Raw genomic sequence first — 24,576 nt, 5'->3', positions numbered from 1 at the left:
AGATTATCTGGTCGCCCTTTTTCATGGTCTCTGCGGTTCCATCAGCGGCAGACGCTATTGTTACCATCCTGTGCAATGAATGTGCCTGTGAGTGGCTGGAAACAGGCATTACGGGTACAACTGTTCCCCGTGGCCAGACTGCGCCCATATAAGGCGGCACCCGTATTCGCCTGCTCATGCAGTGCCGAACCACAAAGCGGCGTATTCAACGGTGCAGAAGGAAGATTGGTCTTTTTCTGCTGAGAGGATGATGTGTCACTCCCTCCGCCCGAAGGAGCTCCTGCGAAGCTCTGAATCGCCGGATGCTGCGCTGCCTCCACCTGCTGCTGTGTCGGCTGACTGGCACACCCTGCCAGCACACCGCCCATCACAAGCATCAGGCTATATCCCCATGTCCCACGGTATTTCATGATGCTCCGCACCATATCCCTCCTCCATCACCCTTCTGTCTCAATTACAGCCCATAGAACCATACTTGTTCTTACAGCCCAAGCTCACCCTGTGGGACGTGCTTCTCCGAAAGACAGGCCGCCCTATCGGGCACGGGCCTGTCTTTTGCCCGCCGTTTAAGCCCTTTCTTGGGCACCTCACCAGCAGATGATGGCGCGCCCTCTGGTCCACCTTCCTCTGGGTCCAGCTGGGCCTGTCTAACGCCATCCGCAAAGGAAAGCCTCACCCGACTTCTCTCTGGCAGAGCCCCAGAAGACGTAACCGCACGCCCAGCGTCATCCTGCACCAGAACATAGCCACGTTCCAGAATGGCACGAGGAGATACAGCCTCCAAATGACGCGCCACGCCCTCCAGCTTCGCCCGCTGGAGTTCCAGCCGGGACTGAACAGCCTCCATCCGTAATGGGGACCGCAACAGGCGCATCTGACAACCATTCAGATACCGCTCCCACCCGGATTGCAACCGCCCTGCCTGTGTGTCCACAAGGCTACGCCTCTGCCCCAATACGGTTTCCACCGCTGGCAGATGATAGACGGTCTGCCCCAGACGAGCACGAGCCCGCATCACAAAGCCCGGCAAGGCCAGTTCCAGCCTCTGAGCCCGATCATCAAGCCGCATCCGGGCCGTATCCAGCAGCCCCGGCAGGTCCGGCATCCGAGCCGCAACCGCCTGAAGCCTCAGCCCCTGACGCTGCAAGATGCCCGCCAGCCCGCTGGAAAGACGGGCCGTACGATGTGCAAGGTCTGCCAGCAATTCGGAACGTAACGGAACGGCCATTTCCGCCGCCGCTGTCGGCGTGGGAGCCCGACGGTCTGCGGCATAATCCACAAGGGTCGTATCCGTCTCATGCCCCACGGCAGAAATCACCGGCAAAGGGCAGGCCGCCACGGCCCGCACCACGGCTTCATCATTGAAGGCCATGAGGTCCTCCAAAGAGCCACCACCACGGGCCACGATTAACACATCCGGCGGAACGGGAAGATTACCCATGGCCTGCACAGCATGGACAATCTGACGGGCAGCGCCTTCACCCTGCACAGCAACAGGCCAAAGCAGGACATCCCGTGGAAAGCGGCGGGAAATGGTCGTGCAGATATCATGCAGCACCGCCCCGGATCGGGACGTCACCACGCCCACACAACGGGGCAGGAATGGAATAGGCTTTTTACGATCCTGATTGAACAGCCCTTCATCCCGCAGGCGGACACGCAGGGCCTCAATACGGGCCAGCAGGGCACCCTCCCCTGCAAACTCCATACTGTCGATAATGAGCTGATAATTGGAGCGCTCGCCATAAGACGAAATCTTCCCAGTAGCGATGACCTCCGTGCCATTCTCCGGCACCATGCCCAGCCGGGAAACACTCCCCCGCCAGATCACACCAGCTATCTTCCCGCCTTCATCCTTGAGGGATAGATAAATATGGCCGGACGCATAACGCTTCATTTCCGTGATCTCACCACGGATGCGCACTCGCCCGAACGTCCCTTCCAGCACACGTTTAATGGCCGAGGAAATGGCTCCTACGGAATATTCCGGAATATTGCTGCTCCCCGGCCCCGGACCGCTCTGCGCCCCGGCGGGAGAAAGAAGGCTCTCTCGTTCCATCATGAAGCTATTCTATGCTAAATGAAGGATAACGTGAAAGCGGCTATCTGCATCACATGATCATAAAAGGAAACAGGATGCGCGTACTTCTGGTAGGTTCAGGCGGGCGGGAACATGCCCTTGCTACAGCCATTGCCCGGTCCCCTCTGCTGGACACTCTCTTTGCCGCTCCCGGCAATCCCGGCATGGCAGACTGTGCCCGCTGCGTCTCAATCGCCGCTGACGACATTGCCGGCCTTGTGGAGTTTGCGAAAAAAGAAAAGATCGACCTCGTTGTTCCGGGGCCGGAAGTCTCCCTCGTGGCAGGGCTGACTGATGCCTGCCAGCAGGCCGGCATTGCCTGCGCTGGTCCTTCCAAGGCTGCCGCTGCGCTGGAAGGCAGCAAGGCCTTCACCAAGGAAGTCGCCGATGCCGCTGGCATCCCTACAGCCCACTGGCAGCGTTTCGATACTAACAGCACAAAAGAAGCCGCCAAGGCTTACGTGCGTGAACAGGGGGCCCCCATCGTCATCAAGGCGGATGGTCTGGCTGCCGGTAAAGGCGTGGTCGTGGCCCAGAGCGTGGATGAAGCGCTGGAGGCCATTGACCGCCTTGGCCTGCCACTCGTGATTGAAGAATGTCTCGTAGGGCGGGAAGTTTCCCTCTTTGCCTTCTGTGCGGATGACAAGGCCAGCCTGATTGGTGCCGCCAGAGACCATAAGCGGGTCGGCGATGGCGATACCGGGCCAAACACGGGCGGCATGGGGGCCATCTGCCCACCACCGGATTTTGACCGGGCTGCTCAGGAAGCCGCACTGGACCTGACTGTCCGCCCGATGCTGGCAGAAATGGTCCGCCGTGGCACGCCGTTCCGTGGCGTGATCTTCGCTGGCCTGATGCTGACAGAAGAAGGGCCGAAGCTCATCGAGTACAATGTGCGTTTCGGTGACCCGGAAGCGCAGGCCCTGCTCATCCGTCTGGAAAGCGACCTTCTCCCGGCTCTCAAGGCTTTGGCGGAAGGCACACTGTCTGAAGACGCCATCCGCTTCTCAGACAAGCCCTCCATTTCTCTGGTACTCGCCGCCAAAGGCTACCCGGATGCGCCGGTCAAAGGCGGTGTCATTTCCGGGCTGGACCGGACAGAGCAGCTTCCTGGCGTGTCCGTCTTCCATGCAGGAACGAAGCAGGACGGCGATAAGCTGCTGGCCAATGGCGGGCGTGTCCTGACCATTTGCGCCACTGGCCCCACGGCGGCCAAGGCACGCTCCCGTGCCTATGAGGCTGCAGCGACCATCCAGTGGGATGACAAGATGCTCCGCAGCGACATCGGGCTGTAAGACAGATACACTCCACATGAAAAAGGCCCTGCTCATCTTTATGGGCAGGGCCTTTTGCCATGGTTACGCTATCCATTTACCCGGATGGTTTAGCTTTCCGTCTTCACTAGAAGGTTAGGCAGTTCCCACAGGCTTTCAAAATGATATGTCGGTTTCAGCGCCTTGCAGACTTCTGCAACACCATGGCCATAGCTGGCCCAGCACACATCCATACCAAGCGCCTGAGCAAAATTAATATCTGCTGTCGTATCACCAATCATGAGGAAATCATGGGCTGATGTGCCCGGAAACAGACGCTGAACGCGCTGCGTAAAGACTTCCTGCTGAGGCTTGCGTGGCAGATCATCCTCCGCACCCAGAACGGCCTCAAAAAACGGTTCCAGATGGAAACGGGCAAGGCTGTGCCGCAGTGTCGGGCCATGCTTGTTGCTCAAAGCAACCAGCCGATAGCCCCTCTCCTGCAAAATATGCAGAACCTCATGAGCACCGTCATAGAGATAGGTTTCTTCCTCATCAGCCTGCGTGTAACGGCTGCGATAGGCCGCTACATAGCGCTGCGCCTCCTCCACGGAAGCACCTTCTTCCATAATGCTCTGATAGAAGCCCTGCAAGGCATCCCCCTTGCCCAGACGCTCCTGTAGATAGGCACGTGATGGCGGCGTGTGCCCAATATCCTCAAAAGCCTCCTGTAAGCTCCTCAGAATGGCCGGACGGGTCTCGGCCAGAGTTCCATCATAATCCAGCAGCAGAATGGGATAGCGTCTCATGAAGGGTCCTTATCAGTCTCTATTCTGGTCTGGTGTGGCCATAAGCTGCTCCAGCCCGGCCGTCAGGGCGGTGGCATCATCCGTGATGGGAAGTGTTCCAGCATAATGGCCTGCTGGTGTCATCACGATAAATGAAGGCGCAGGCCGATAATATGTCTGGCCTGCTTCCAGCTCATATGGCGCATGGAAAAGCCGTGTCATGGCCTGTGTCATGTTCGGGGTCGCAAAGACGGGGAAAATATGTGGGGCCACGCCCATCACATAATCTTTCAGCGTATCGGGATCCTCAGCCTTGGCGTCCAGCGAGACAACCAGCGGCAGAGCCTTCCGTCCCTTCTGCTTCATCGTCACGAGGGTCTGATCCAGCGCCCTGAGCGGCGGTTGGCAGCGCTCAGGCGGGCAGCGTGGGTCCACGAACCAGACGACTGTCCATGAACCCTGAAAGTCGCCTTCTGTCACCATGCCACCACCGAGGGAAAAGACACGGAAAGAGCCCCCTACCGCATTGCCCTGCGTGTGAACCCGTGCGCCTTCATCCGTGCCGGTAGACAGCCAATATCCCCCATAGCCCAGCAGCACCGCCAACAGAAACAGGCCCAGCACCATCAACCACGCACGGCGAACCTTCTTTTTAGGGTCCAGCCCGGTCTTTTCCTCATCATGCTGAAGGGTCATGCCTGTCTCTCCCTCATTCTTTCCAGCAGCATCAATGTGCCTCTGCCCAATTCTGGCCAAGCCCCGTTTCCACGGACAGAGCAACATCCAGTTGTGCTACGGATTCCATGACCTCTTTCACAAGGGCTGCCGTCTGCTCTGCTTCAGCATCAGGAACTTCAAAGAGCAACTCATCATGCACCTGAAGCAGCATGCGAGCCTTCAGCCCCGCCTCAACCAGACGTTCCGAGAGACGAACCATCGCCTTCTTGATAATGTCCGCTGCCCCACCCTGTAGAGGCGCATTGATGGCCTGACGCTCCGCATAGGAGCGCTGTGCGGCCTGTTTGGCCGTAATCCCCGGCACATAGCAGCGGCGCCCGAAGGGGGTCAGCACATAGCCTTTTGCCCGGGCTTCTTCCTTCATCTTCTCCATGTAGTCCCGGATACCGGGATAACGCTCAAAATAGGCATCAATGTACCGCTTAGCCTCACCCTGCGGCACCTGAAGCTGCCGGGCCAGCCCAAAGGCCGAAATGCCGTAGATGATCCCGAAATTGATGGCCTTTGCCCGCCGTCTCGTCAGCGGGTCCATCTGTTCCAGAGGAATATTGAAGACCTCGGATGCCGTGCGAGCGTGAATGTCCTGCCCCTGACGGAACGCATCCAGCAGAGGCTCAATCTGTGCCACATGGGCCAGAAGGCGCAGCTCAATCTGACTATAGTCGGCAGAGAGCAACTTGTGTCCCGGTGCCGCTACAAAAGCCTGACGGATACGTGCCCCTTCCTCCGTGCGGATGGGGATATTCTGAAGGTTCGGCTCGTTGGAAGAAAGACGCCCTGTGGTCGTGGTCGTCATCTGGAAGGTCGTGTGCACACGCTGGGTTTTCGGGTCCATCAGCTTGAGCAGCGCATCCGCATAGGTGGATTTCAGCTTGGCCAGACGCCGCCAGTTCAGGATTTCCGTGGGAAGCTCATGGCCCTGCTCGGCCAGTTCTTCCAGAACACGGGAGTCCGTGCCCCATGCACCCGTTTTGGTGCGCTTGCCACCGGGAAGGCCCATCTCATCGAACAGGATTTCTCCCAACTGCTTGGGCGACCCGATATTGAAAGACCGCCCGGCCCGGTCGTAAATCCCCTGCTCCATCTCTGCCATGCGGGTGGCGAAATCTTCCGAGAGACGGCGCAGTTCATCAGCATCCACACGAATGCCCGCCTCCTCCATCTGTTCCAGAACGGTGATGAGCGGACGCTCCATCTCCTCATACAGGGCCGTGGCCTTCTGACGGGGCAGAGTGGCACGCAGCACCTCCCAGAGACGCAACGTCACATCAGCATCTTCTGCTGCATAAGCCGTTGCTTTATCCAGCGGCACTTGTGTGAACAGGATGCGATGACGCCCCTTGCCTGTCACGTCATCATAGGGAATGGGCGTATGGCCCAGATGCAGACGTGACAGCTCATCCATGCCCTGCCCATGTGCCCCGGCAGACTGGGCATAAGAGAGCAGCATTGTATCATCCAGCGGCGCAATAACGTCCAGACCGGCCTTCCGCAGAATGGTGAGATCATATTTCGCATTCTGGAAAATCTTCAGAACCGCATCATCGGCCATCAGCGAGGCAAGTTGTTCCAGCGTGTCCTTCACGTCCAGCTGTTCACCCACGGGGGCTTCCAGCGTGCCTTCGTGGCGGAACGGCACATAACAGGCCTTACCCGGCGCAACGGCCAGAGACAGACCGACAATCTCCACCGTGCGGGCATTCAGGCCGGTTGTTTCCGTATCCACGGCAACACGTCCAGCAGCACGGGCGGCTTCAATCCACTGCGCCAGCGTTTCCTTGTCCGTGACGGTCTCATAGGGACCGAAGGAAGCGTCACTACGGGGAATGTCTCCCATCTCCTGCCCTTCCGCCGCAGCAGAAGCCGGACTGGAAGCAGGCTTGCGCTGCGCCGGATGACGGGCCTTGCCCCCGAAACCCATGCGCTGAAGGATGGACGAGAAACCCATGCTCTCCAGCCAACTCCGCAGCGTCTCCGCATCCGGCTCACGAGGGCGGAGTTCATCAACAGGGGTTGGTACGGCCACATCATCCGCCAGAAGCACCAGCTGGCGGGAAATACGGGCACCCTCGGCATGGTCGATCAGGTTCTGACGCCGCTTGGAAGGCTTCATGCTGGGGGCTGCCGCCAGAACGGCCTCCAGAGACCCATATTCATTAATGAGCTGGGCCGCACCCTTGGGGCCAATGCCCGGCACACCCGGCACGTTATCGGTGGAATCCCCCATAAGGGCCTGTACGTCCACCACTTTATCCGGCGTCACGCCAAACTTGGCTTCAACCTCGGCCAAACCGATGGGTTTCTGCTTCATCGGGTCTTTCAGGGAAACGCCGGGACGCACGAGCTGCATCAGGTCCTTGTCGGAGGAAATGATGGTGCAGCTCCCCCCCTGCTCCACAACCAGACGGGCATAGGTTGCCAGAAGATCATCAGCTTCCCAGCCCGGCAGCTCGATGGCCGGAATCCCAAACTGGTCCGTTGCCTGACGGATGAGGTCGAACTGTGGCCGCAGGTCTTCCGGCGGTTCGGGGCGATGGGCTTTATAGTCCGGGTAAATATCGTTACGGAATGTCTTGCGGCCGGCATCAAAGATCACGGCCATCGGCTGACCTTCATGCTCCTTGATGAGCCGGGAGAGCATATTGGTAAAGCCATAGACGGCATTGACGGGTACACCCTCTGGGCTGCTCATGGAGGGAATGGCAAAAAAGGCACGGAAAATGAACCCCGAACCATCCACCAGAACCAGATGTGTATTTTCTGACGTCACGCCGTCTTTCTCCCTTACCCTTCCGGGCAGATCAGTCTTGCAGATGCTTTCTTCTCTAGCCGATTTCCAGCATTTTAAAAACGGCTCCCTTTTTCGCCTCGCCCTATTTCTGTTCATGGCTTTTCTGGGAGGCTGCCAGACCCCGCCAGACCCCCGGAGCCTGCCCCACCGCCCTGCCGAGGCCGCCTTCATCCCCGCCAGCACGCAGATTGCTCTCTCCGATGGCAGCACGGCCCCAGTACGGCTCTACCCGGCTACGGCTCCCCAGCGTGGTGTCATTCTGGCCTTTCATGGTTTTGGAGACAGCCGGGATGCGTGGGAAATCATGGCTCCAACCCTGAACAGGGCAGGGTTTCTGATTGTCGCACCGGATGTGCGAAGCTTTGGTGAATTCCCGGTCAAAGGAAACTGGAGCACGACAGGCCGGATGATTGCAGATGCTGCGGAAGAAGCTCGCTGGTGCCAGCAGCGCTGGCCCGGCCAGCCGCTCTATCTGATGGGGGAAAGCATGGGCGGTGCCATTGCCCTCCTCACCAGCACAATCCTGCCTGCACCCCACCCTGACGGGCTGATCCTTCTTGCCCCGGCCATCATGACGATTGGTGAGCCGTGGCAGACCCTTCTGGAAGGCTGGAACCTCATCACCCCACAGGCACATCTGACAGGAGCGCACATGCCGGGGCACCATGTCGCTACGGGTAATCTCCGAGCCCTACGCCGCATGTTCTTCGACCCGCTGACCCGTCACGGCACGACTGTCCACGCCCTCCACGGGCTGACCCACCTGATGGACCGTGCCTTGAAACAGGCCCCCTATGTACAGACACCCACCTTGCTCATCTGGGGGGCCCGTGACCAGTTTGTTCCGGCTTCGGCCACACGCCGCCTTATCCAGCAGGCTCCGCCCTCCATGTTCCGGCTGGACGAACTGCCCCGTGGCTATCACCTCATCACCCGTGAGCCGCATGACCGACCTGCCAAGGATATCATTGCGTGGATCAGAGAGCCGGGACATTTCCTGCCTTCTGGCGGAGACAGTGCCGCCACCATGTGGCTCTGGCTGGAGCAGACACGTTGAGAGGAATGGAAAAAAGAACGGATTAAGGGCTAGGCAAACAAGCCTCTTGCCGTTAAAAGTACCGCCAACAGGGACCCGTAGCTCAGCTGGATAGAGCGTTGCCCTCCGAAGGCAAAGGTCGCGCGTTCGAATCGCGCCGGGTCCACCATGGATTTTTCCTTCGATTTTCTGAGTCCTGTGTCAGATCAGAACATTGTTCTGAGTACTCTTGGGAATTTTACCTGCACCCATTCTGAAAGATCATCAGGCCTCTTGCCTGTATCTACTCTGTTATCAAGTTACAAAATGGAAAACTTTGAAAGTAGAATCCTAGTACATTAGATAAAATATAAATATGCAAAAATTACAACTAACTCCTTCTAAAGTCTGGAACATCAATACCAAGAACAAGACCTTCACTATCTTTCGATAAGATATCTTCATTCTGTTTTATTGATAAGACAAGTATCTGTAATGCTGACCGTGCAATACGAAGTGCCTGAAGGACCTCCTCCTGAAATTGTGCAAATTCGAATCTTTTCACCTCTTCAAAAGAACCTCCTTCTTCAGGTAACAGATATTCGTGCAGTATTAAAAAACGATGCGTTGAAGAATTTCGTATATTTTTATGAGTGTTGAAAATACCATCGTCAGAATTATAATCCCCTGACAATTCAACCAAACCATAAAGAGCTAGAACACCAGAATTAATTATTTCCGTAACTTTATCTTTTAATGGGCGGCCACCACCCACAATTTTAGGAACACGCCACAACTTTCTAAAATTTACATCTTTCATATTCTCGCCGATTTCAAAATATCTATTAATAAATACAGAAATCTTATCCAAAATATCCAATACTGAACGATGAGCTAAAATAAGAGCTGATGTATCCGCTCCGTATAAAGCACCATCAAATGTACTGGCAAATCCTTCTATATCTGCCCAATGATCTCTATCTAAAGCCTGCCATGTCAGATCACGAGCCAGAATGTAATCACTTTTCAGCATATTAAACATGGAAAAGATAATTGGTTGTTCTTCACCTGCTGGCACTTTGATTCCGGGTAGACACAGCCAATCCAAAGTTTCTGGGGTGGGATTCACAGCCTCCAAAGTCGGCGCAAGAGCAAGGCGTTCATCCTTAACCCACTGCACATAAGAACTCTCGAATAAAGGCTGAGCCAAAGGTTCATCCCATTTACTCGCAAAATTCAGAATGTCATCAGCTTCTTTTTGACTGGTATATCTAGTCAATTCTCCTTTATTTAGTCTTATAATTCTGCTCAGTCTTTTTATCTGTTCAAGCGTTGCATCAGAACCCATATTCAGCTGGTATAAATGAAACAAATTCCGAGCTGCACAACAGGCGGCAACCCCATTTTTCGGGTCTGCCTTCAGAGCGAAAGACCACGCATCTTGCGCATCTCCATATCGGAAGCTGGCTGAAAATTGATTTCCAAGATTTGTTAAAGCGATTGATCTCTGTAAATTATCAAATTTTTTACCATCTGCTGCCTTCCAGAAATATTGACGTATCTTATTGCGATCATGCCGTGTTCTTTCCTGATGATCCAGCCAGTCCGCATTATGTGGTGGCGTGCCAACCATGACGCTCATGCCATTTGCTAGATTATACGCTATTCCAGGATTGGGATATTGTTCATAACACCATTGAAATATTCTCAGACCTTCCTCAAGGGCATTCTTATCTCGTATAAGACTTCCAGCATTAACTAGGATACATGCCTTCACCTGATTCAGATTAAAATACTCCACAAAATCCTTATCTATTAACTTTATCTCTCTCGCTTCCCTAATCGCTTCCTCGGGATTCCTGTTCAATAATTCCTGTAAACGAGATTCAATATCATAAAATTTCGCTATCAGTCTCTCTGCCTCTTTCTTTGTTATTCTTTTAAACATTCCATTCTTTTCCTTTAAATGTATAAAACTGTGAAAGAAAAAACGCCTACCTCCCTCACAACTCCATTTTCGACAGCATACCCAGCACCTCTCTCATCTCCAACACCACATGCATCACCTTCAAGAACGATAGAAAAGACCATGTAGAGCCTCTAACTTCAAATAAAGCCCAAAATCGTCTTCCATCTTCACGCACAGGATACGGGAAAGCTCCTACGAGAGATTGATAACATAGCAGCGGCACCAAATTAACAAGTGCATACTATACTTTCCCGTAGATAACGACCTTTCATAACAGACCCAATCAGGCATCAAAGCCGTACCTATCAACTGGAAAAATTTCACATAATTTTCTACTCCTTAAAATAGGATTTCTCATCAAGACCAGAAAGGCCGCTGCACCATCATGCTCTCAACCTCATGGATTTTCTGGGCGTTGCTATCAGCCGGGTTTGCGGCTCTGACGGCCCTCTGTGCCAAGATTGGCGTCAGTAATATTGACTCTGACCTCGCCACTTTCATCCGTACGCTGGTCATCCTTGGCGTGCTGGGGGTTCTGCTGCTGGCAACAGGGAAGTTTCATAATACGGAGGGGTTCAACCCACGGGCCTGCCTGTTCCTGCTACTGTCCGGTCTGGCAACGGGGGCTTCGTGGTTGTGTTATTTCCGTGCCCTGAAACTGGGAGATGCCGCCCGTGTGGCCCCTCTCGACAAGCTGAGCGTTGTCTTCGTGGCTATACTGGGCGTTATGATCCTTGGCGAACAGCTTTCACTCAAAGGCTGGCTGGGCATCATATTCATCGGGCTTGGAGCCATACTGGTTTCTCTGGGTTGAAACCTTCACACAAAAAAGAACGGACCCGACAGGCAGGTCCGTTCTCCCAAAACAGTCCAGCTTTTCTAGCGATTACTCGCCTTCTTTGTCCGCTGTTTCGTCTGAGGTTGTCACCACAGGGGCCAGACGACTGGCGAAATTGCAGGCCATCAGGTAGCAGACCACGGCTGTACCAAGAGAGGCAAAGGCCGTCTCACGTTCACCCGGATTAGCCAGCATGGCCACGAACACCAGAATGATCGCACCCAGACAAATCAGGCTCACATAAGGGAAAAGCGGCAGGGTGAAGTGCTTGCTCGTCCCAGCCCGCTTACTCCGGCGGCGCAGCACGATGTAAGAGGTGGAGATCAGCGCATAGGTCAGCAGGATCAGACCACCACTACAGTTCAGCAGGAAGCCAAAGATCTCGCTCGGTGCAAAGATGGAGGAGAAAGCCACCAGCAGACCAGCCACAGAGCTGATCGTGATCGCCATACGAGGAGCCTTGTCCGGGGATGTCCGTACGAGGAAAGCCGGAGCATCACCCTGAATAGCCAGCTCCGTCAGAATACGGGACGTAATGTACATGCTGGAGTTCAGGCAGGACAGCACGGCACTGAGAATAGCGATCTGCATAATCAGCGCAGCACCCGGCACACCCATGATCTTGAGCACAGCCACGAACGGAGACTTACCCGGGTACAGGGTCCACCACGGCACAATCATCGTGATCAGGCAGATGGAGGAGACGTAGAACATCATGATACGCAGACCAAGCGTCCGTGTCACACGGGACACGTTCTCACCCGGATCAGCCGTTTCAGATGCAGCAACAGTGGAAATCTCGGAGCCCATCATGGTGAACAGCACGGTCGGCACCAGAGCCAGCAGCGGCACGACACCATTCGGCAGCAGGCCACGCTGACCAAACAGGTTATGATGGACAGGGACACCCGGCCCGAACACATGCAGAACAAACAGCAGCGACAGCAGAATGAAGGCCACAATGGTGAAGACCTTGATGCTGGAGAGCCAGAACTCACACTCACCAAAAATCTTGGGAGCAAAGAAGTTAACAAACTTCATGCAGATGATGAGCACGACCGCCAGAAGCCACACAGGCAGGTTGATCCAGTCCCGCAGCATCATGGCGCCAGCGATGGCTTCGGAGCCAATCACGACCACCCAGAAGAACCAGTACAGCCAGCCAGAGGCAAAGCCGATCCTGTCCCCATGGGCGAGGCGGATATACTCCACAAAGGAGCCGCGACCCGGGTCGCTGACAACGATCTCGCCAAGCATCCGCATGATCCCCATGATCAGGAATCCAACGGCCACGAAAACGAACGCAATACCCGGCCCGGCCTTGGCGATGGCAGCACTACTACCAACAAACAGTCCAGCGCCGATCACGCCGCCAAGGGCGATCATCGCAATATGACGACTCGAAAGTCCTTTATCTTCGGACTGAGCCTGATCAGTGGTGGGTTCCGTCATGAAAAGGTCCTTATGAATTTTCGCTATGCAGAACGCTTACCCACACAGGTACACGTTCTGCTAAGTCGTTCCCATCTTGTAACATCTACTGGCAAAATGGAAGTCAGAACAGAATAAAAGCCCCTGTCCCTCTCAGAAGTGCCGGTAAAAATACAGTTCCAGCACACCCGCCGTACCATGCATGGGCGGGACAGCCATCCCTCCGGGAATGCCAGACTTCGCCAAGGCTTTTCCAGCAGGGCCAGCAAATGCCGCCCCCCCGGTTATGGCGCCTGACGTATTGCTATCAAACGTGTATTCGGCAGAAAAATCAAGCTCATCCGACATATGGTGCCCTGCATCACGCGAGAGACCGGCCCCTGTGGGATACAGGAAAGACAGGTCATAAAAATGCAGACCCAGCTTCAACTCATCATCTTTCTTCAGCAGATGAACAGGCGGAATCCCGGTCAGATCAACCTGATGAACCTCCATGTTGGAAAGAGGTGCCAGATACATACCCGTAATCTCCCCCGGCCAGTATCCACCATAAGTATAGCGGCGACCATCATAGAGAAAGTAGGTATCGTAATTATGCTTTGTCCGGCTATACGGATTCTTTCCACCACTAAAACGTGTATAGCGATAGAAAATATGGGGTTTCCACGGTAGATCCGTAAATGTATAGCCCGGTTCGATAAAGGTTGCGTAGGCGCTCACCCCCTTATAGCCATTGCCCGCATGGCTATTCTGCTCGGACACGAACGTGCCATAGAGGGTAAACTTCTTCGATATTCCCCACCTCTTGATGGGCACGAAACTACCACCCCAACTGAGCTGAGTGACGTTCATCCCCTGACGATCGCCACGATTGGCATAGTCGTAAGCAGACCCGATATTCGCCTTGCGTACATGGAAATAAGCCAGCGTGACATAAGCCGCCCGGTCCTCATAAACCGCACCACCATCTCCGCCCGGCTTGCTGCGGAACAAGGTGACATCAAACCCTTCAAACTTGGTTTCAGGGCGGTCATAGTTCCGTGTCTGGTTATTGTTGGTATTATTCTCCAACATAAAAACATCCGCACGGATCCGCTTACCCTGATATTTGATAACCCCCGGACCAGAAAACGCAAAACGGGGCGCATACCACCAGGCCCCTCGGTCCCCGGAGCTATAAGCCCCCTTACCGACCAGAAAACCATCATCAATCTGGAACTTCTGCCGACCACCTTCTACGATCAGCTTCTGTTCCTTATTGAAAGGCAGATCAATCCCCAGATTGGCTTCTTCCAGCGTTACAGCCCGCGGTGTCCGTGTTGTCTGGGACAGGCTTTCTGCATCACCATCCCCCAATGTTGTGGAGCCGATAGCGGAGGCCTGCCCGAAAACGGTAAACCCCCATGGCGTTTTCCACTGCCCGGCAAGGATGGGTTTGCCATACAGCTCCCCATATGTCGTATCCTTGATCAACGCATACCCGCCCGACCGGCGCTGACGGTAAGACCCTGCACCATAGTTTGTATTGGGCAGAAAAAACGCATCACCCCCAATATCAAGAGACGCCTTGATCGTGACATTTTGACTAGAAACAAGTGTCTGATCAGCATAGGCGTCAGAAACAGCATAGACGTTACCAAGAATGGTTAACGAAACAAGAAGTTTCCGCATTTTAGAGGGCATGTAAGAACCTTTTTGGGGTGTTCATGCCCTATTTTATTGCAGCATAATTTGTCATTGTCTATGTCACCTTCTCACAACATATCAAAATAATCTATAATTACATTTATATATATAAGTTATATTTTTATTTCATTATGCACGCAAAAGCCGTTTCGATTCCGCTCTGATTGGCAGTTTCTCAACTCCTTCCGCTGGAGTCATCACCACTATCCCACAGAACCCAATAAGACGCCTGAAGCTCTCAAAAAAATTTTAAAAATGTTTGTAGAAGTACAATTCTATCACACCAGATGCACCATGAATCCCCGGCATCGCCTGCCCTTCTGGCACACCGGACTTTGCCAAGGCACGCCCTCCCGGACCAGAAAAAGCAGCCCCGGCAGCAATCGCCCCGGATGTGTTAGCATCAAGCGCATATTCTGCCGAAATATTCACCTCATCAGACATATGCCGCTTCGTTCCAGCGGGCAGACCGGCCCCTGTAGGGTAAAGATAGGCGAGATCATAAAAATGCACGCCCAACTTCAGCTCATCATCCTTCTTCAGCAGATGAACAGGCGGCACGCCCGTAATATCAAACTGATGAATCTCCATATTGGAGAGAGGAGACATATTGTTCCCTACAATTTCGCCCGGCCAGTATCCACCATAAGTATAGCGGGCACCATCATAGAGAAAAAACGTATCGTAATTATGCTTCGTCCGGCTATGCAGGTCCCGTCCACCGCTAAAACGAGTGTAGCGATAGAAAATATGAGGCCGCCATGGCAGCCGGGCAAAAGTATAACCCGGCTCTACATACACAGCATAGGCACTGACACCCTTATAGCCATTGCCCGCATGACTGTTCTGTTCGGAAACAAAATTACCGTAAAATGTAATATTCTTCGTGAAAGGATGGCTTTTCATAGCAAAAGGTGTCCCACCCCAGCTTAAAGCCGTCACGCTCATGCCCTGCCGGTCTGCCCTGTTCGAGTAATCATAGGCAGCGCCCTTGTCGGCATGACGGACATAAAAATACGTCAGCGTGACATAAGCCGCTCTGTCCCCGTAAGACGACCCGCCATCTCCATCCGGACGGCTGCGGAACAGCGTCACATCAAACCCGACAAACTTCGTTTCTGGCTTGTCGTTGCCATATGTCTGCCGGTTGTTACTATTATTCTCCAGCATGAAGATGTCTGACCGGATGGACTTCCCTTCATATTTGATGACCCCCGGCCCGGAAAACGCAAAACGGGGTGCATACCACCATGCCCCACGCTCACCAGAGCTATAAGCCCCCTTCCCCATAAGGAAACCATCATCAATCTGAAACTTCTGCCGTCCTCCCTGAATGATGAGGCGCTTTTTCTCACTAAGCGGAATCTTCACGCCCAGATTGGCATCCTCAAGATTGACCTGCCGGGGTGTACCGGACGTCTGGCTCACACTTTCAGCGTCACCATCACCTAAAGTCGTAGAGCCAATAGCCGAAACCAACCCGAACACAGAAAACCCCCACGGTGTCTTCCATGTTCCGGAAAGCATGGGCTGGCCATACAGCTCCCCAAGGGCTACATTTTTGGTACGCGTGTAATAGCCTGACTTATGAGGCTCATAAGACCCCGTGCCGAAATTAGCGTTCGGGAAATAAAACGCATCACCCCCGATATCGAGAGCAGCGTTCAGAGTAATATCCTTGCGGGAAAATAGGGTCACATCCGCAGATGCGTCAGAAGCGGCCAAAACACCAGCCGACATTGCTGCCGCACAAAGCAGTCTCCGTACCCTCACCGCCATAACCGTCCTTTTTCTGGGCTGTTCTGGCGAGACCATTACATCATGTTGAACGCATAATCCAGAGACTGTTACGATATCGGAAAAATATCATTCATCTATGCCCCTATCAAAGGAACGCTATCTTATTCACGTCAGAACGCAAAAACTCTATCCTAACATCAGGTAAATTTTCAGTATCCGTGAAAGCAGTCACATGCCCCTACAGAAACACCATCATAAACCCAAATCATGGCTCAACATAGCAGGTCTCGCCTGCCTTATCTCTTTCTCCGTCATACCTCACCCGGCCTCAGCGGATACTTCCTTTTCTCTTTTCAGTAGCCTGAGCAAAATCTATCGCCTCTATATAGAAGGGCGTTGCCATGAACATATACGGTCAGCCTATGTTTGCGGGTTGATGTATGCCCACGGCATCACCGTTCCAAAGGATTATGAACGTGCCCATTACTGGTATGACCAAGCCATTACATATGACAACACAAATGAAGCTGCTTTCGACAGCCTCCTAACCCTCAACCAGACATACCACCGAGGAATACAGGATAAATACGCCCTGCACCGCTATTACTATGAAAAAGGCGTAGCACAGGGTGATACCACCTCCATGATAGAACTTGCCAACCTTTACGAGGAAGGACTTGGAGGCCCCAAAGACATCTCTGCTGCCCTCCATCTCCGAGAGAAAGCAGCCGAACTACATGATGCTACCGGCATGGCTCTACTCGGCCGGATGTATATGTATGGTTCAGGCGTCCCGCAGAATGCAGCCTCGGCCAATGCCCTCTTTGAGGCCTCGGCAAAACAGGGAAACATTTTCGGTCAGTATTTTCTAGGAAACTCCTATTTATTCGGCGATGGCGTAGCTGAGAATGACCTAAAAGCTATGGAACTTTATCAAAAAGCAGCAGACCAAGACTCACCAGCCGCAAAATATAGGATTGGTTATATATACGCCTACTCCAAGCAATTATCCCATGACTATAAAAAATCACTCAAATGGCTGCTAAAAGCAGCGGACGAAGATGAACCTCGCTCCTTTTCTCTCCTCACTCTCCTATATGATAAAGGGCTGGGTACATCACCCGATCCACAAAAATCCCAACAATGGGCTGACCGGGCTGTCCAACAAAACGGACCATCTGCTTTCTGTGACATTGCCGACAGATATCAGCCAGACCCTACCGGCACATACGACTATAAACGCGCCGTATACTGGTACGAAGCCGCCGCTGCCAAAAATGAACAATGCGCTTATCCGTCCCTTGGAAATTTCTATTTTCTGGGTCAGGGAGTCATGAGGGATTTCCGGAAGGCCAAATACTGGTATGACAAAATTAACAATAATAATGACGTGGCAGCCCTGAATAATCTGGGAGAAATCTACAATTACGGATATGGCGGCGTACCGCAGGACCTTCAGAAAGCCCGTTCACTCTATGAAAAATGCATCCAGCAGGATGATGAAATCTGCATGTATAATCTAGGAAACCTGTACGAATTCGGACGAGGTGTTCCACAGAACTACCAGACTGCCCGCTACTGGTATGAAAAATCAGCCCAGAAACACGAATCTTCAGCCGAAGCCCACCTTGCCTCTTTTTACGAGACTGGAAAAGCAGGTCTCCCGCAGGACCCAGCCATGGCACAGTCCCTATATAAACAAGCCTGCCACGATGGCGACACGCCAAGCTGCGATCATATAAAATGAATCATCGGCGGGCCACTCACAGGCCCGCCCTTCCTTCTTTACCCCGGTACGCCATCCCCGCCGGTGATACCCCAAACCTGCCCTGTCACATAGCTGCTCTCTTGAGAGGCCAGAGTGACATAAACCGGCGCAATTTCCACCGGCTGGCCGGGACGATGATAAGGTGTCTCATCCCCAAAATGCTGCACGACTGATTGAGGCTGAGCCCCACAGACCTGCAAAGGCGTCCAGAACGGCCCCGGTGCCACAGCATTGACCCGAATACCCCGGGGCAGGAACTGCCGGGCCAGACTATGCGTCATATTAGCAATGCCCGCCTTCGTCATGGCGTAATCAACGAGAATGGGGTTCGGCTGATAGGCGTTGCGGGATGCCGTATTGATGATCGCACTGCCCTTCGGCATATGCGGCACGGCTGCCTTGACGAGCCAGAACAGCGCATAAATGTTCGTCTTCAGCGTCCAGTCAAACTCCTCGGTCGTCAGTTCGAGAATATCTTCACAATAACGCTGACGCCCCGCATTATTGACGAGAATATCCAGCCCATCCAGCTCCAATACAGCCTTATGAACAATCTTCTGACAGATAGACTCTTTCCGTATATCCCCCGGTAGAAGGACAGCCTTCCGTCCCGCTTTCTGAATCAGGGCAGCCACCTCACGGGCATCGCTTTCTTCCTGCGGCAGGTAGCTGATGGCAACATCAGCCCCTTCCCGTGCATAGGCAATGGCAACAGCCCGCCCGATGCCGGAATCCCCGCCCGTAATCAGGGCCTTACGCCCTGCAAGACGGCCAGAACCCTGATAATGCTCCTCCCCACAGTCGGGGCGAGGTGTCATCTCACTCTGAAGACCCGGCCATTTCTGGGGCTGCTGAGGAAATGGTGGTGCCGGATAACGGGTCACAGGGTCTAGAAGGCCCGTTGTCCCCGGAGCCTGCACGACAGACGGGCTACTCCCCGCTGCCTGTGCTGAGGAAAACAGTGACAGGGACCCCAGAGCTGCCGCACCGGAGAAAAACGCCCGCCTACCCACGGATGACACACCCCCATCTTCATGACTGGCGACAACACCGCCTGACTGGGCTGTATCCGTCTCATTCCGGGACATGGGGCTTTCTCCTGTTCAATGAACCTTTCTGATAAAAGCCACCTTCTGCCCCACTGCCCCGCACGTCAACCGCCCTCCCTGAATGGAAAGGCGGTTTTGTCTCACGATCCGTTTACACGGCCATGTCGCCGCCCATAAACCAGATAAATACCACCCCCGATCACCAGCCAGATGACCAGCCGTGCCCATGTCACGCCATCCATGGAGAGCATCACGGCAGAGCAAGACAAAGCGCCAGCAACAGGGACGAGCCACGGGCCACCCGGCACCGTGAAGCACCGTTCCATCTCCGGCGAACGGAACCGCAGAATCATGACAGCCACGCAGACGATCACGAAGGCCAGCAGCGTCCCGATGGAGGTCATGGCGCCCAGCACGCCAATCGGCAATGTTCCTGCCAAGACACAGGCAGCCACACCAATCAGAATATGAGTTGTCCAAGGCGTATGGGTCCGTGGATTCAGCCGTGCGAACAGGCGGGGCAAAAGCCCATCATCCGACATGGCAATCGCCACACGGCTCTGACCCAGCAGCAGCCCATACAGCACCGAAATATAGCCTATCGAAATACCCAGCTTCACCAGCGGAGCCAGAAATGGAATATGAACACGATCCATCAATGTGGCGACCGGGTTCGGGTCATTGGCCAGCTCGTGATAGTTCACCACGCCCACCATCACAGCCGCAAACGCCACATACAGAACGGAGCTGACCAGCAGGCTGCCCAGAATGCCCAAGGGCAGATCACGCTGCGGGTTCGCTGTATCCCGTGCTGCCGTGGAAACAATGTCAAACCCGATATAGGCAAAAAAGGTCATGCTGGCCGCCTGCATGATGCCACTCAGCCCGAAATGACCGAAATGCCCCGTATTCTGCGGAATGAAAGGATGAAAATTCTCTCCAGCTACGGAAGGCAGACAAACGATGATGACCAGCGCAACGATGGAAAGCTTCAGCCCCACGATGATGCTGTTGATGGTGCTGGACTCTTTCATCCCCCGCATCAGCATGATCGACACCAGTGCAAGGATCAGCATGGCAGGCGCATTGAACCATGCTTCCGTATGCCGTCCATCCGGCATGATAACCGGTGTCATGGTGGGAGCCAGAAAACGGGGGTCCAGAACAATCCCCCAGCCACGCAGCAGGGACACTACATAGCCTGACCAGCTGGACGCCACAGCAGCAGCTGCAACGATATATTCCAGTATCAGGTCCCAGCCGATAACCCAGCCCATGCCCCGCCCCATGATGCGGGATGCATAGGAATAAGCCGAACCAGACGCCACAGGCATCATGCCCGCCAGTTCAGCGTAACAGAGACCCGCAAACCCGCAGGCAATAGCCGCCACGATGAAGGAGAGCAGAACAGCAGGCCCGGCATGCTGACCCGCCGCAACGCCTGTCAAAGAAAACAGACCGGCACCGACCGTTACCCCGACACCAAGGGCCGTCAGCTTCCACGGTCCCATAACCTTTTTCAGCCCCACACTTCCTGACTGTGAGGATGGGGAAGATGCGCCACCCTGCCCTCCAGTGGATCCGCTGAACGATCCCATAGCTTTTCTCCCCATATCCGATAATCTTATTTCGCTATGAGAACATTTAGACACAGAATCTTGATTCTGGGAAATTATTTCATCTCCATATCGACATGGCGGGACAGATGCCCCGCCATAAGTCACTTATGGGCGTAGCTGTCCTGTTCCATGCACTTCATAACGATACGTCATCAACTGGGCCGGACCGACCGGACCACGAGGGGGCATACGCCCTGTCGCAATGCCAATCTCCGCTCCAAACCCGAATTCACCCCCATCACTGAACTGAGTGGACGTGTTCCACATCACGATGGCACTGGGCATACGCTGCATGAAATACTGCGCCACCGCCGCATCTTCCGTCAGGATCGCCTCCGTATGATGGGAGGAGAAACGGGCAATATGCGCCAGTGCAGCATCCACACCGTCCACAACAGAGATGCTGAGGGTCTTGTCCAGCCATTCCGTGGCAAAGTCATCTTCAGTGGCGGCTGGCAGGTCCGGCAGGATGGCACGGGCCGCCTCATCCGCCCGGAAGGTGCAGCCTTCTACTGCCAGATCGGCAACAATCTTCGGCAGGAGAGCCGGAGCAATGGCGGCATCAATCAGAAGCGTCTCCGTGGCTCCGCAGATGCCGGGTCGGCGCAGCTTGGCGTTCCGCACGACCTTCCTTGCCAGCTCATGGTCCGCAGCCTCATGCACATAGCTGTGGCACAGCCCCGCCGCATGGGCCAGAACCGGCACACGGGCTTCCGCCTGTACACGCTCCACCAGCGCACGGCCACCACGAGGCACGATCACGTCAATCAGCCCCGCAGCGCTGAGCATATCCCCTACATGCTCCCTTCCAGCATCCGGGGCCATAAGGACGGCATCTTCCGGCAGACCGGCACAGGCCAGCCCCTGCTGGATCACCTTATGCAAAGCCCGTGCACTATGAAAACTCTCCGATCCACCCCGCAGAAGCAGGGCATTGCCTGAGCGTATACCCAGAGCCGCAGCATCCACCCCCACATTCGGGCGGCTCTCGTAGATCACGCCCAATACCCCGAAAGGAACAGCCACACGGCGCATCTTCAGGCCATTGGGCCGCTCCCATTCGGCCAGAACCTGTCCGACCGGGTCTTCCATGGCGGCAAGGGTTTCCACACCGCTGGCCATCCCTTCGAGGCGTTCTTCTGTAAGGGTCAGCCGCTCCCGGAAGGACGCACTCACATCCGCCTGTTCAAGGTCCTGCCGATTGGCCGCCAGAAGGGCCTCCGTCTCACTCCGCAGACCAGCGGCAATATGACGCAGAGCCTCTGCCCGCTGCTCCGCTGGACTCAATGCCAAAACACCAGCTGCCTCACGAGCACGCTTCGCCAGCACATGCATGGGAGGGAACGTACCCTCATTCTGTGTTTTCACGGGCATGGCCTTTTTTCCTTCCGTCTTCAAAATATCATCGGGCCGTTTCAGGGCATCATGGCAAGATCGTTGCGATGCACGATCACATCCGGTCCTTCATGCCCGATGATCCCGGCAATCTCGTCCGACTGGCACCCGACCAGACGGGCCACCTCATCCGAATCATAGGCAGGCAGGCCATGCGCCAGACAGGTTCCGTCTTCATCCAGAATAGGCACAGGCTCACCCTGCGAGAAAATACCTTCCACCCGGACAAGACCGGCAGGAAGCAGGGAGCTTCCCTGCCTCAGGGCCTCCCGTGCCCCGGCATCCACCACCAGAGCAACACCGGGTTTCAGGCCACCAGCGATCCATTGCTGGCGGGCCGTCAGGGCCTCCTCCGCAGGCAGGAACCAGCTGCACCGCCCGCCTTCCAGCACGGCACAGAGCGGATGATTCATGGCCCCCTGTGCAATCACCATGGCACAACCCGACTGCGTGGCCATAGACGCCGCCAGAAGCTTCGTTCTCATACCACCAGAGGAATAACCGGGCGGAGGATTCCCCCCCATTGCCATAATCTCCGGTGTCAGCTGGTCGATCACGGGCAGATGTCTGGCCTCGGGATTACTGCGGGGGTCTGAATCATACAGGCCATCAATATCAGACAGCAGAACAAGCTGATCGGCCCCAATCATCTGGGCAATGCGGGCAGCCAGCCTGTCATTGTCACCGAAACGAATTTCTGCCGTGGCAATCGTGTCATTCTCATTGATGACCGGAACACACCCCATCTCCAGCAGGGTCTGAAGTGTAGCCCGCCCGTTGAGATACCGCTGCCGTTCCTCGGTATCTTCCACCGTCAGCAGAATCTGCGAGGCCGTCATACCGTGACGGCCCAGAGCCTCCGCCCATGCCTGCGCCAGCAGCACCTGTCCGACAGAGGCTGCCGCCTGTTTCTCAGCCAGCCGCAGAGCCCCACCTGTCAGCCCCAGCCTGTAGCGTGCCAGAGCAATCGCCCCGGATGACACGACACAGACCTGCACACCCCGCTCCCGCAGAAAGGCAACGTCTGCCGCCACACTATCCAGCCACTCATGGCGTGGAGCTGCCTTCTGTGGGTCCACCATCAACGCACTGCCAATCTTGATGACAAGACGTTTTGCCCCAGTCAGGGACGGCAGAGAAGACACGGCGCCCATTGGCAGCACTCCACATAAAACTTGCTGATCCTTGAACCGTAACGGCACTTCCCGCCCTAGACCAGATGGAAAATGACTACAGGGGAAACATCCTGTCCCGCACGACATCTTTCATGATGAGGGTTGAGGTCAGTCTCTGCACACCGGGAAGGGCCGTCAGGCGGTCGTCATACAGCTTCTGATAGGCTGGCAGGTCTTTGGTCATAACCTCCAGCATAAAATCCGGGTCTCCGAAAAGACGTCTGGCCTCCGTGATTTCAGGAATAGCGATGACAGCTTCCTCAAACGCCCGCAGAACGCTCTGCGTGATGTCCCGAAACGTCACAAACACGAGTGATGAAAAGGCCAGCCCTACACTCGCCGGATTGATCTGCGCCCTGTAAGCCCGGATGGCTCCATTAGCCTCAAGGGCTTTGACACGCCTGTGACAGGGAGACAGGCTGAGGCCGACACGTTCGGCCAGTTCCGTGACACTCAGACGACCATCCCTCTGAAGCTCTGAAAGAATCTTTCTATCGAGCGCATCCATAGGGGATTTCCTTCCAATTTTTCTTCATAGAATAGGATATTTTGCAAAATATTCCCATGAAAGGAAGATTATCGTTCCTCTCATCACCTGCATGTAATGAGAGTCTTCCATGTCCTTCAGCCTGTTATCGACCTTCTGGCTTGTTTCTTTCCTGTTCATCATGTCTCCGGGCATGGACTGGGCCTATGCCATTACCGCAGGGAGTACGGGGCGCCGTATCATTCCGGCTGTCAGCGGCATGGTGCTGGGGCATTTCCTCGTCATTCTTCTGGTCGCAGCAGGCCTCGGCTCGCTTCTCAAAGCCACTCCTTTTGCCCTGCCTGCCCTCACCTTCTGCGGTGCGCTCTACCTGCTCTGGCTGGGGATCGGACAGCTCCGAACAAAAGGCGCACTGCCCGACATGGTGGACATCACATCCGGCTCTGCCTTTCACTGGCTCAGCAAGGGTGTCACGATCAGCCTGTTCAACCCCAAGGTCATGATGATTATCATGGCCATCCTGCCCCAGCTCCTTCAACAGAATTCAGCCATGAGCCCCTATTGGCAGATCAGCCTGCTCGGCCTCATCCATTGCGTGACCTGCCTGTGTGTCTATCTGGCAGTCGGCTACGGAGCGCATGTTCTCCTCTCCTCCCGCCCCAGAATGGCCGGGCTGGTCAACCGGCTTTCGGGCTGCTCCATGACAGGCATTGCCCTGCTGATGCTCGGTGAGACCTGCCTGAAGCAGATGTGA

The 24,576-nt window shown here is 54.9% G+C and carries 19 protein-coding genes and 1 tRNA gene; 6 read left to right on the top strand and 14 right to left on the bottom strand.

All coding sequences use genetic code 11. From position 1 onward, the window contains the following. Nucleotides 1–41 precede the first annotated feature (41 nt). Nucleotides 42–425 (bottom strand): hypothetical protein, encoded by a 384-nt coding sequence (locus tag NQF86_RS01305; protein ID WP_266115818.1) that lies wholly within the window; start codon nt 423–425, stop codon nt 42–44. A 56-nt stretch (nt 426–481) separates the two neighbouring features. Then, nucleotides 482–2,062: an exodeoxyribonuclease VII large subunit gene (xseA, locus tag NQF86_RS01300; RefSeq protein ID WP_266115817.1), complete on the bottom strand. Its 1,581-nt coding sequence runs from the start codon at nt 2,060–2,062 to the stop codon at nt 482–484. A gap of 74 nt (nt 2,063–2,136) precedes the next feature. On the opposite strand from xseA, the gene purD reads away from it, so the two are divergent. Further along, entirely contained in the window at nt 2,137–3,375 is a 1,239-nt protein-coding gene (gene purD / locus NQF86_RS01295) for a phosphoribosylamine--glycine ligase (protein WP_266115816.1), read from the top strand. Nucleotides 3,376–3,464: 89 nt separating this feature from the next. On the opposite strand, the gene NQF86_RS01290 is transcribed toward purD, so the two are convergent. The 3 genes from NQF86_RS01290 to polA are packed head-to-tail and all read right to left on the bottom strand — an operon-like array spanning nt 3,465 to nt 7,629. After that, complete coding sequence (locus NQF86_RS01290; protein ID WP_266115815.1) at nt 3,465–4,142, bottom strand: HAD family hydrolase; 678 nt, start codon at nt 4,140–4,142, stop codon at nt 3,465–3,467. Between the two features lie 12 nt (nt 4,143–4,154). Next, nucleotides 4,155–4,817 (bottom strand): SCO family protein, encoded by a 663-nt coding sequence (locus NQF86_RS01285; RefSeq protein WP_266115814.1) that lies wholly within the window; start codon nt 4,815–4,817, stop codon nt 4,155–4,157. A 31-nt stretch (nt 4,818–4,848) separates the two neighbouring features. After that, the gene (gene polA / locus NQF86_RS01280) at nt 4,849–7,629 is read right to left on the bottom strand and encodes a DNA polymerase I (RefSeq protein WP_266115813.1); all 2,781 of its coding nucleotides are present in this window, start codon (nt 7,627–7,629) and stop codon (nt 4,849–4,851) included. Between the two features lie 43 nt (nt 7,630–7,672). On the opposite strand from polA, the gene NQF86_RS01275 reads away from it, so the two are divergent. Then, a complete protein-coding gene (locus NQF86_RS01275) occupies nt 7,673–8,707 on the top strand; it encodes an alpha/beta fold hydrolase (RefSeq protein WP_266116420.1) in 1,035 nt (344 codons plus the stop codon). Between the two features lie 71 nt (nt 8,708–8,778). Next, nucleotides 8,779–8,855: transfer RNA gene (locus tag NQF86_RS01270), tRNA-Arg, on the top strand. Nucleotides 8,856–9,056: 201 nt separating this feature from the next. On the opposite strand, the gene NQF86_RS01265 is transcribed toward NQF86_RS01270, so the two are convergent. Then, nucleotides 9,057–10,613: an LA2681 family HEPN domain-containing protein gene (locus NQF86_RS01265; RefSeq protein ID WP_266115812.1), complete on the bottom strand. Its 1,557-nt coding sequence runs from the start codon at nt 10,611–10,613 to the stop codon at nt 9,057–9,059. 406 nt (nt 10,614–11,019) lie between these two features. Between NQF86_RS01265 and NQF86_RS01260 the strand changes: the two genes are divergently transcribed. Further along, nucleotides 11,020–11,448: an EamA family transporter gene (locus tag NQF86_RS01260; RefSeq protein ID WP_266115811.1), complete on the top strand. Its 429-nt coding sequence runs from the start codon at nt 11,020–11,022 to the stop codon at nt 11,446–11,448. A gap of 72 nt (nt 11,449–11,520) precedes the next feature. Here the strand turns inward: NQF86_RS01260 and NQF86_RS01255 are convergent, their stop codons facing one another. From NQF86_RS01255 to NQF86_RS01245, 3 genes are all read right to left on the bottom strand, one after another. Continuing rightward, nucleotides 11,521–12,924, bottom strand: a complete 1,404-nt coding sequence (locus tag NQF86_RS01255; protein WP_266115810.1) for an amino acid permease — start codon at nt 12,922–12,924, stop codon at nt 11,521–11,523. Nucleotides 12,925–13,056: 132 nt separating this feature from the next. After that, on the bottom strand, nt 13,057–14,586 hold the full coding sequence (locus tag NQF86_RS01250; RefSeq protein ID WP_266115809.1) for an alginate export family protein: 1,530 nt from the start codon (nt 14,584–14,586) through the stop codon (nt 13,057–13,059). Between the two features lie 252 nt (nt 14,587–14,838). Continuing rightward, the gene (locus tag NQF86_RS01245) at nt 14,839–16,368 is read right to left on the bottom strand and encodes an alginate export family protein (protein WP_266115808.1); all 1,530 of its coding nucleotides are present in this window, start codon (nt 16,366–16,368) and stop codon (nt 14,839–14,841) included. Between the two features lie 193 nt (nt 16,369–16,561). On the opposite strand from NQF86_RS01245, the gene NQF86_RS01240 reads away from it, so the two are divergent. Beyond that, nucleotides 16,562–18,076 carry an SEL1-like repeat protein gene (locus NQF86_RS01240; RefSeq protein WP_266115807.1) on the top strand — a complete coding sequence of 505 codons (1,515 nt, stop codon included), beginning with the start codon at nt 16,562–16,564 and terminating at the stop codon, nt 18,074–18,076. 38 nt (nt 18,077–18,114) lie between these two features. Here NQF86_RS01240 and NQF86_RS01235 read toward each other — a convergent pair whose 3' ends face one another. From NQF86_RS01235 to NQF86_RS01215, 5 genes are all read right to left on the bottom strand, one after another. After that, entirely contained in the window at nt 18,115–19,185 is a 1,071-nt protein-coding gene (locus tag NQF86_RS01235) for an SDR family oxidoreductase (RefSeq protein WP_266115806.1), read from the bottom strand. A 101-nt stretch (nt 19,186–19,286) separates the two neighbouring features. Further along, nucleotides 19,287–20,744 (bottom strand): APC family permease, encoded by a 1,458-nt coding sequence (locus tag NQF86_RS01230; protein WP_266115805.1) that lies wholly within the window; start codon nt 20,742–20,744, stop codon nt 19,287–19,289. Nucleotides 20,745–20,870: 126 nt separating this feature from the next. Then, the gene (locus NQF86_RS01225; protein ID WP_266115804.1) at nt 20,871–22,139 is read right to left on the bottom strand and encodes a glutamate-5-semialdehyde dehydrogenase; all 1,269 of its coding nucleotides are present in this window, start codon (nt 22,137–22,139) and stop codon (nt 20,871–20,873) included. A gap of 41 nt (nt 22,140–22,180) precedes the next feature. Then, complete coding sequence (gene proB / locus NQF86_RS01220; protein ID WP_266115803.1) at nt 22,181–23,314, bottom strand: glutamate 5-kinase; 1,134 nt, start codon at nt 23,312–23,314, stop codon at nt 22,181–22,183. A 76-nt stretch (nt 23,315–23,390) separates the two neighbouring features. Beyond that, a complete protein-coding gene (locus tag NQF86_RS01215) occupies nt 23,391–23,843 on the bottom strand; it encodes an Lrp/AsnC family transcriptional regulator (protein WP_266115802.1) in 453 nt (150 codons plus the stop codon). A gap of 109 nt (nt 23,844–23,952) precedes the next feature. Between NQF86_RS01215 and NQF86_RS01210 the strand changes: the two genes are divergently transcribed. Beyond that, entirely contained in the window at nt 23,953–24,576 is a 624-nt protein-coding gene (locus tag NQF86_RS01210) for a LysE family translocator (RefSeq protein WP_266115801.1), read from the top strand.

Source organism: Bombella pluederhausensis (assembly GCF_026385525.1).
Taxonomy (GTDB): domain Bacteria; phylum Pseudomonadota; class Alphaproteobacteria; order Acetobacterales; family Acetobacteraceae; genus Bombella; species Bombella pluederhausensis.
The sequence above is the reverse complement of the archived record's forward strand: the minus strand, read 5'-3'. Positions and strand labels throughout refer to the sequence as shown.

Bases quoted from the DNA above. Each gene is read 5' to 3' on its own strand.
- NQF86_RS01305 (WP_266115818.1), bottom strand. From the start codon at position 425: ATGGTGCGGAGCATCATGAAATACCGTGGGACATGGGGATATAGCCTG.
- xseA (WP_266115817.1), bottom strand. From the start codon at position 2,062: ATGATGGAACGAGAGAGCCTTCTTTCTCCCGCCGGGGCGCAGAGCGGT.
- purD (WP_266115816.1), top strand. From the start codon at position 2,137: ATGCGCGTACTTCTGGTAGGTTCAGGCGGGCGGGAACATGCCCTTGCT.
- NQF86_RS01290 (WP_266115815.1), bottom strand. From the start codon at position 4,142: ATGAGACGCTATCCCATTCTGCTGCTGGATTATGATGGAACTCTGGCC.
- NQF86_RS01285 (WP_266115814.1), bottom strand. From the start codon at position 4,817: ATGACCCTTCAGCATGATGAGGAAAAGACCGGGCTGGACCCTAAAAAG.
- NQF86_RS01275 (WP_266116420.1), top strand. From the start codon at position 7,673: ATGCTTTCTTCTCTAGCCGATTTCCAGCATTTTAAAAACGGCTCCCTT.
- NQF86_RS01265 (WP_266115812.1), bottom strand. From the start codon at position 10,613: ATGTTTAAAAGAATAACAAAGAAAGAGGCAGAGAGACTGATAGCGAAA.
- NQF86_RS01260 (WP_266115811.1), top strand. From the start codon at position 11,020: ATGCTCTCAACCTCATGGATTTTCTGGGCGTTGCTATCAGCCGGGTTT.
- NQF86_RS01255 (WP_266115810.1), bottom strand. From the start codon at position 12,924: ATGACGGAACCCACCACTGATCAGGCTCAGTCCGAAGATAAAGGACTT.
- NQF86_RS01250 (WP_266115809.1), bottom strand. From the start codon at position 14,586: ATGCCCTCTAAAATGCGGAAACTTCTTGTTTCGTTAACCATTCTTGGT.
- NQF86_RS01245 (WP_266115808.1), bottom strand. From the start codon at position 16,368: ATGGCGGTGAGGGTACGGAGACTGCTTTGTGCGGCAGCAATGTCGGCT.
- NQF86_RS01240 (WP_266115807.1), top strand. From the start codon at position 16,562: ATGCCCCTACAGAAACACCATCATAAACCCAAATCATGGCTCAACATA.
- NQF86_RS01235 (WP_266115806.1), bottom strand. From the start codon at position 19,185: ATGTCCCGGAATGAGACGGATACAGCCCAGTCAGGCGGTGTTGTCGCC.
- NQF86_RS01230 (WP_266115805.1), bottom strand. From the start codon at position 20,744: ATGGGATCGTTCAGCGGATCCACTGGAGGGCAGGGTGGCGCATCTTCC.
- NQF86_RS01225 (WP_266115804.1), bottom strand. From the start codon at position 22,139: ATGCCCGTGAAAACACAGAATGAGGGTACGTTCCCTCCCATGCATGTG.
- proB (WP_266115803.1), bottom strand. From the start codon at position 23,314: ATGGGCGCCGTGTCTTCTCTGCCGTCCCTGACTGGGGCAAAACGTCTT.
- NQF86_RS01215 (WP_266115802.1), bottom strand. From the start codon at position 23,843: ATGGATGCGCTCGATAGAAAGATTCTTTCAGAGCTTCAGAGGGATGGT.
- NQF86_RS01210 (WP_266115801.1), top strand. From the start codon at position 23,953: ATGTCCTTCAGCCTGTTATCGACCTTCTGGCTTGTTTCTTTCCTGTTC.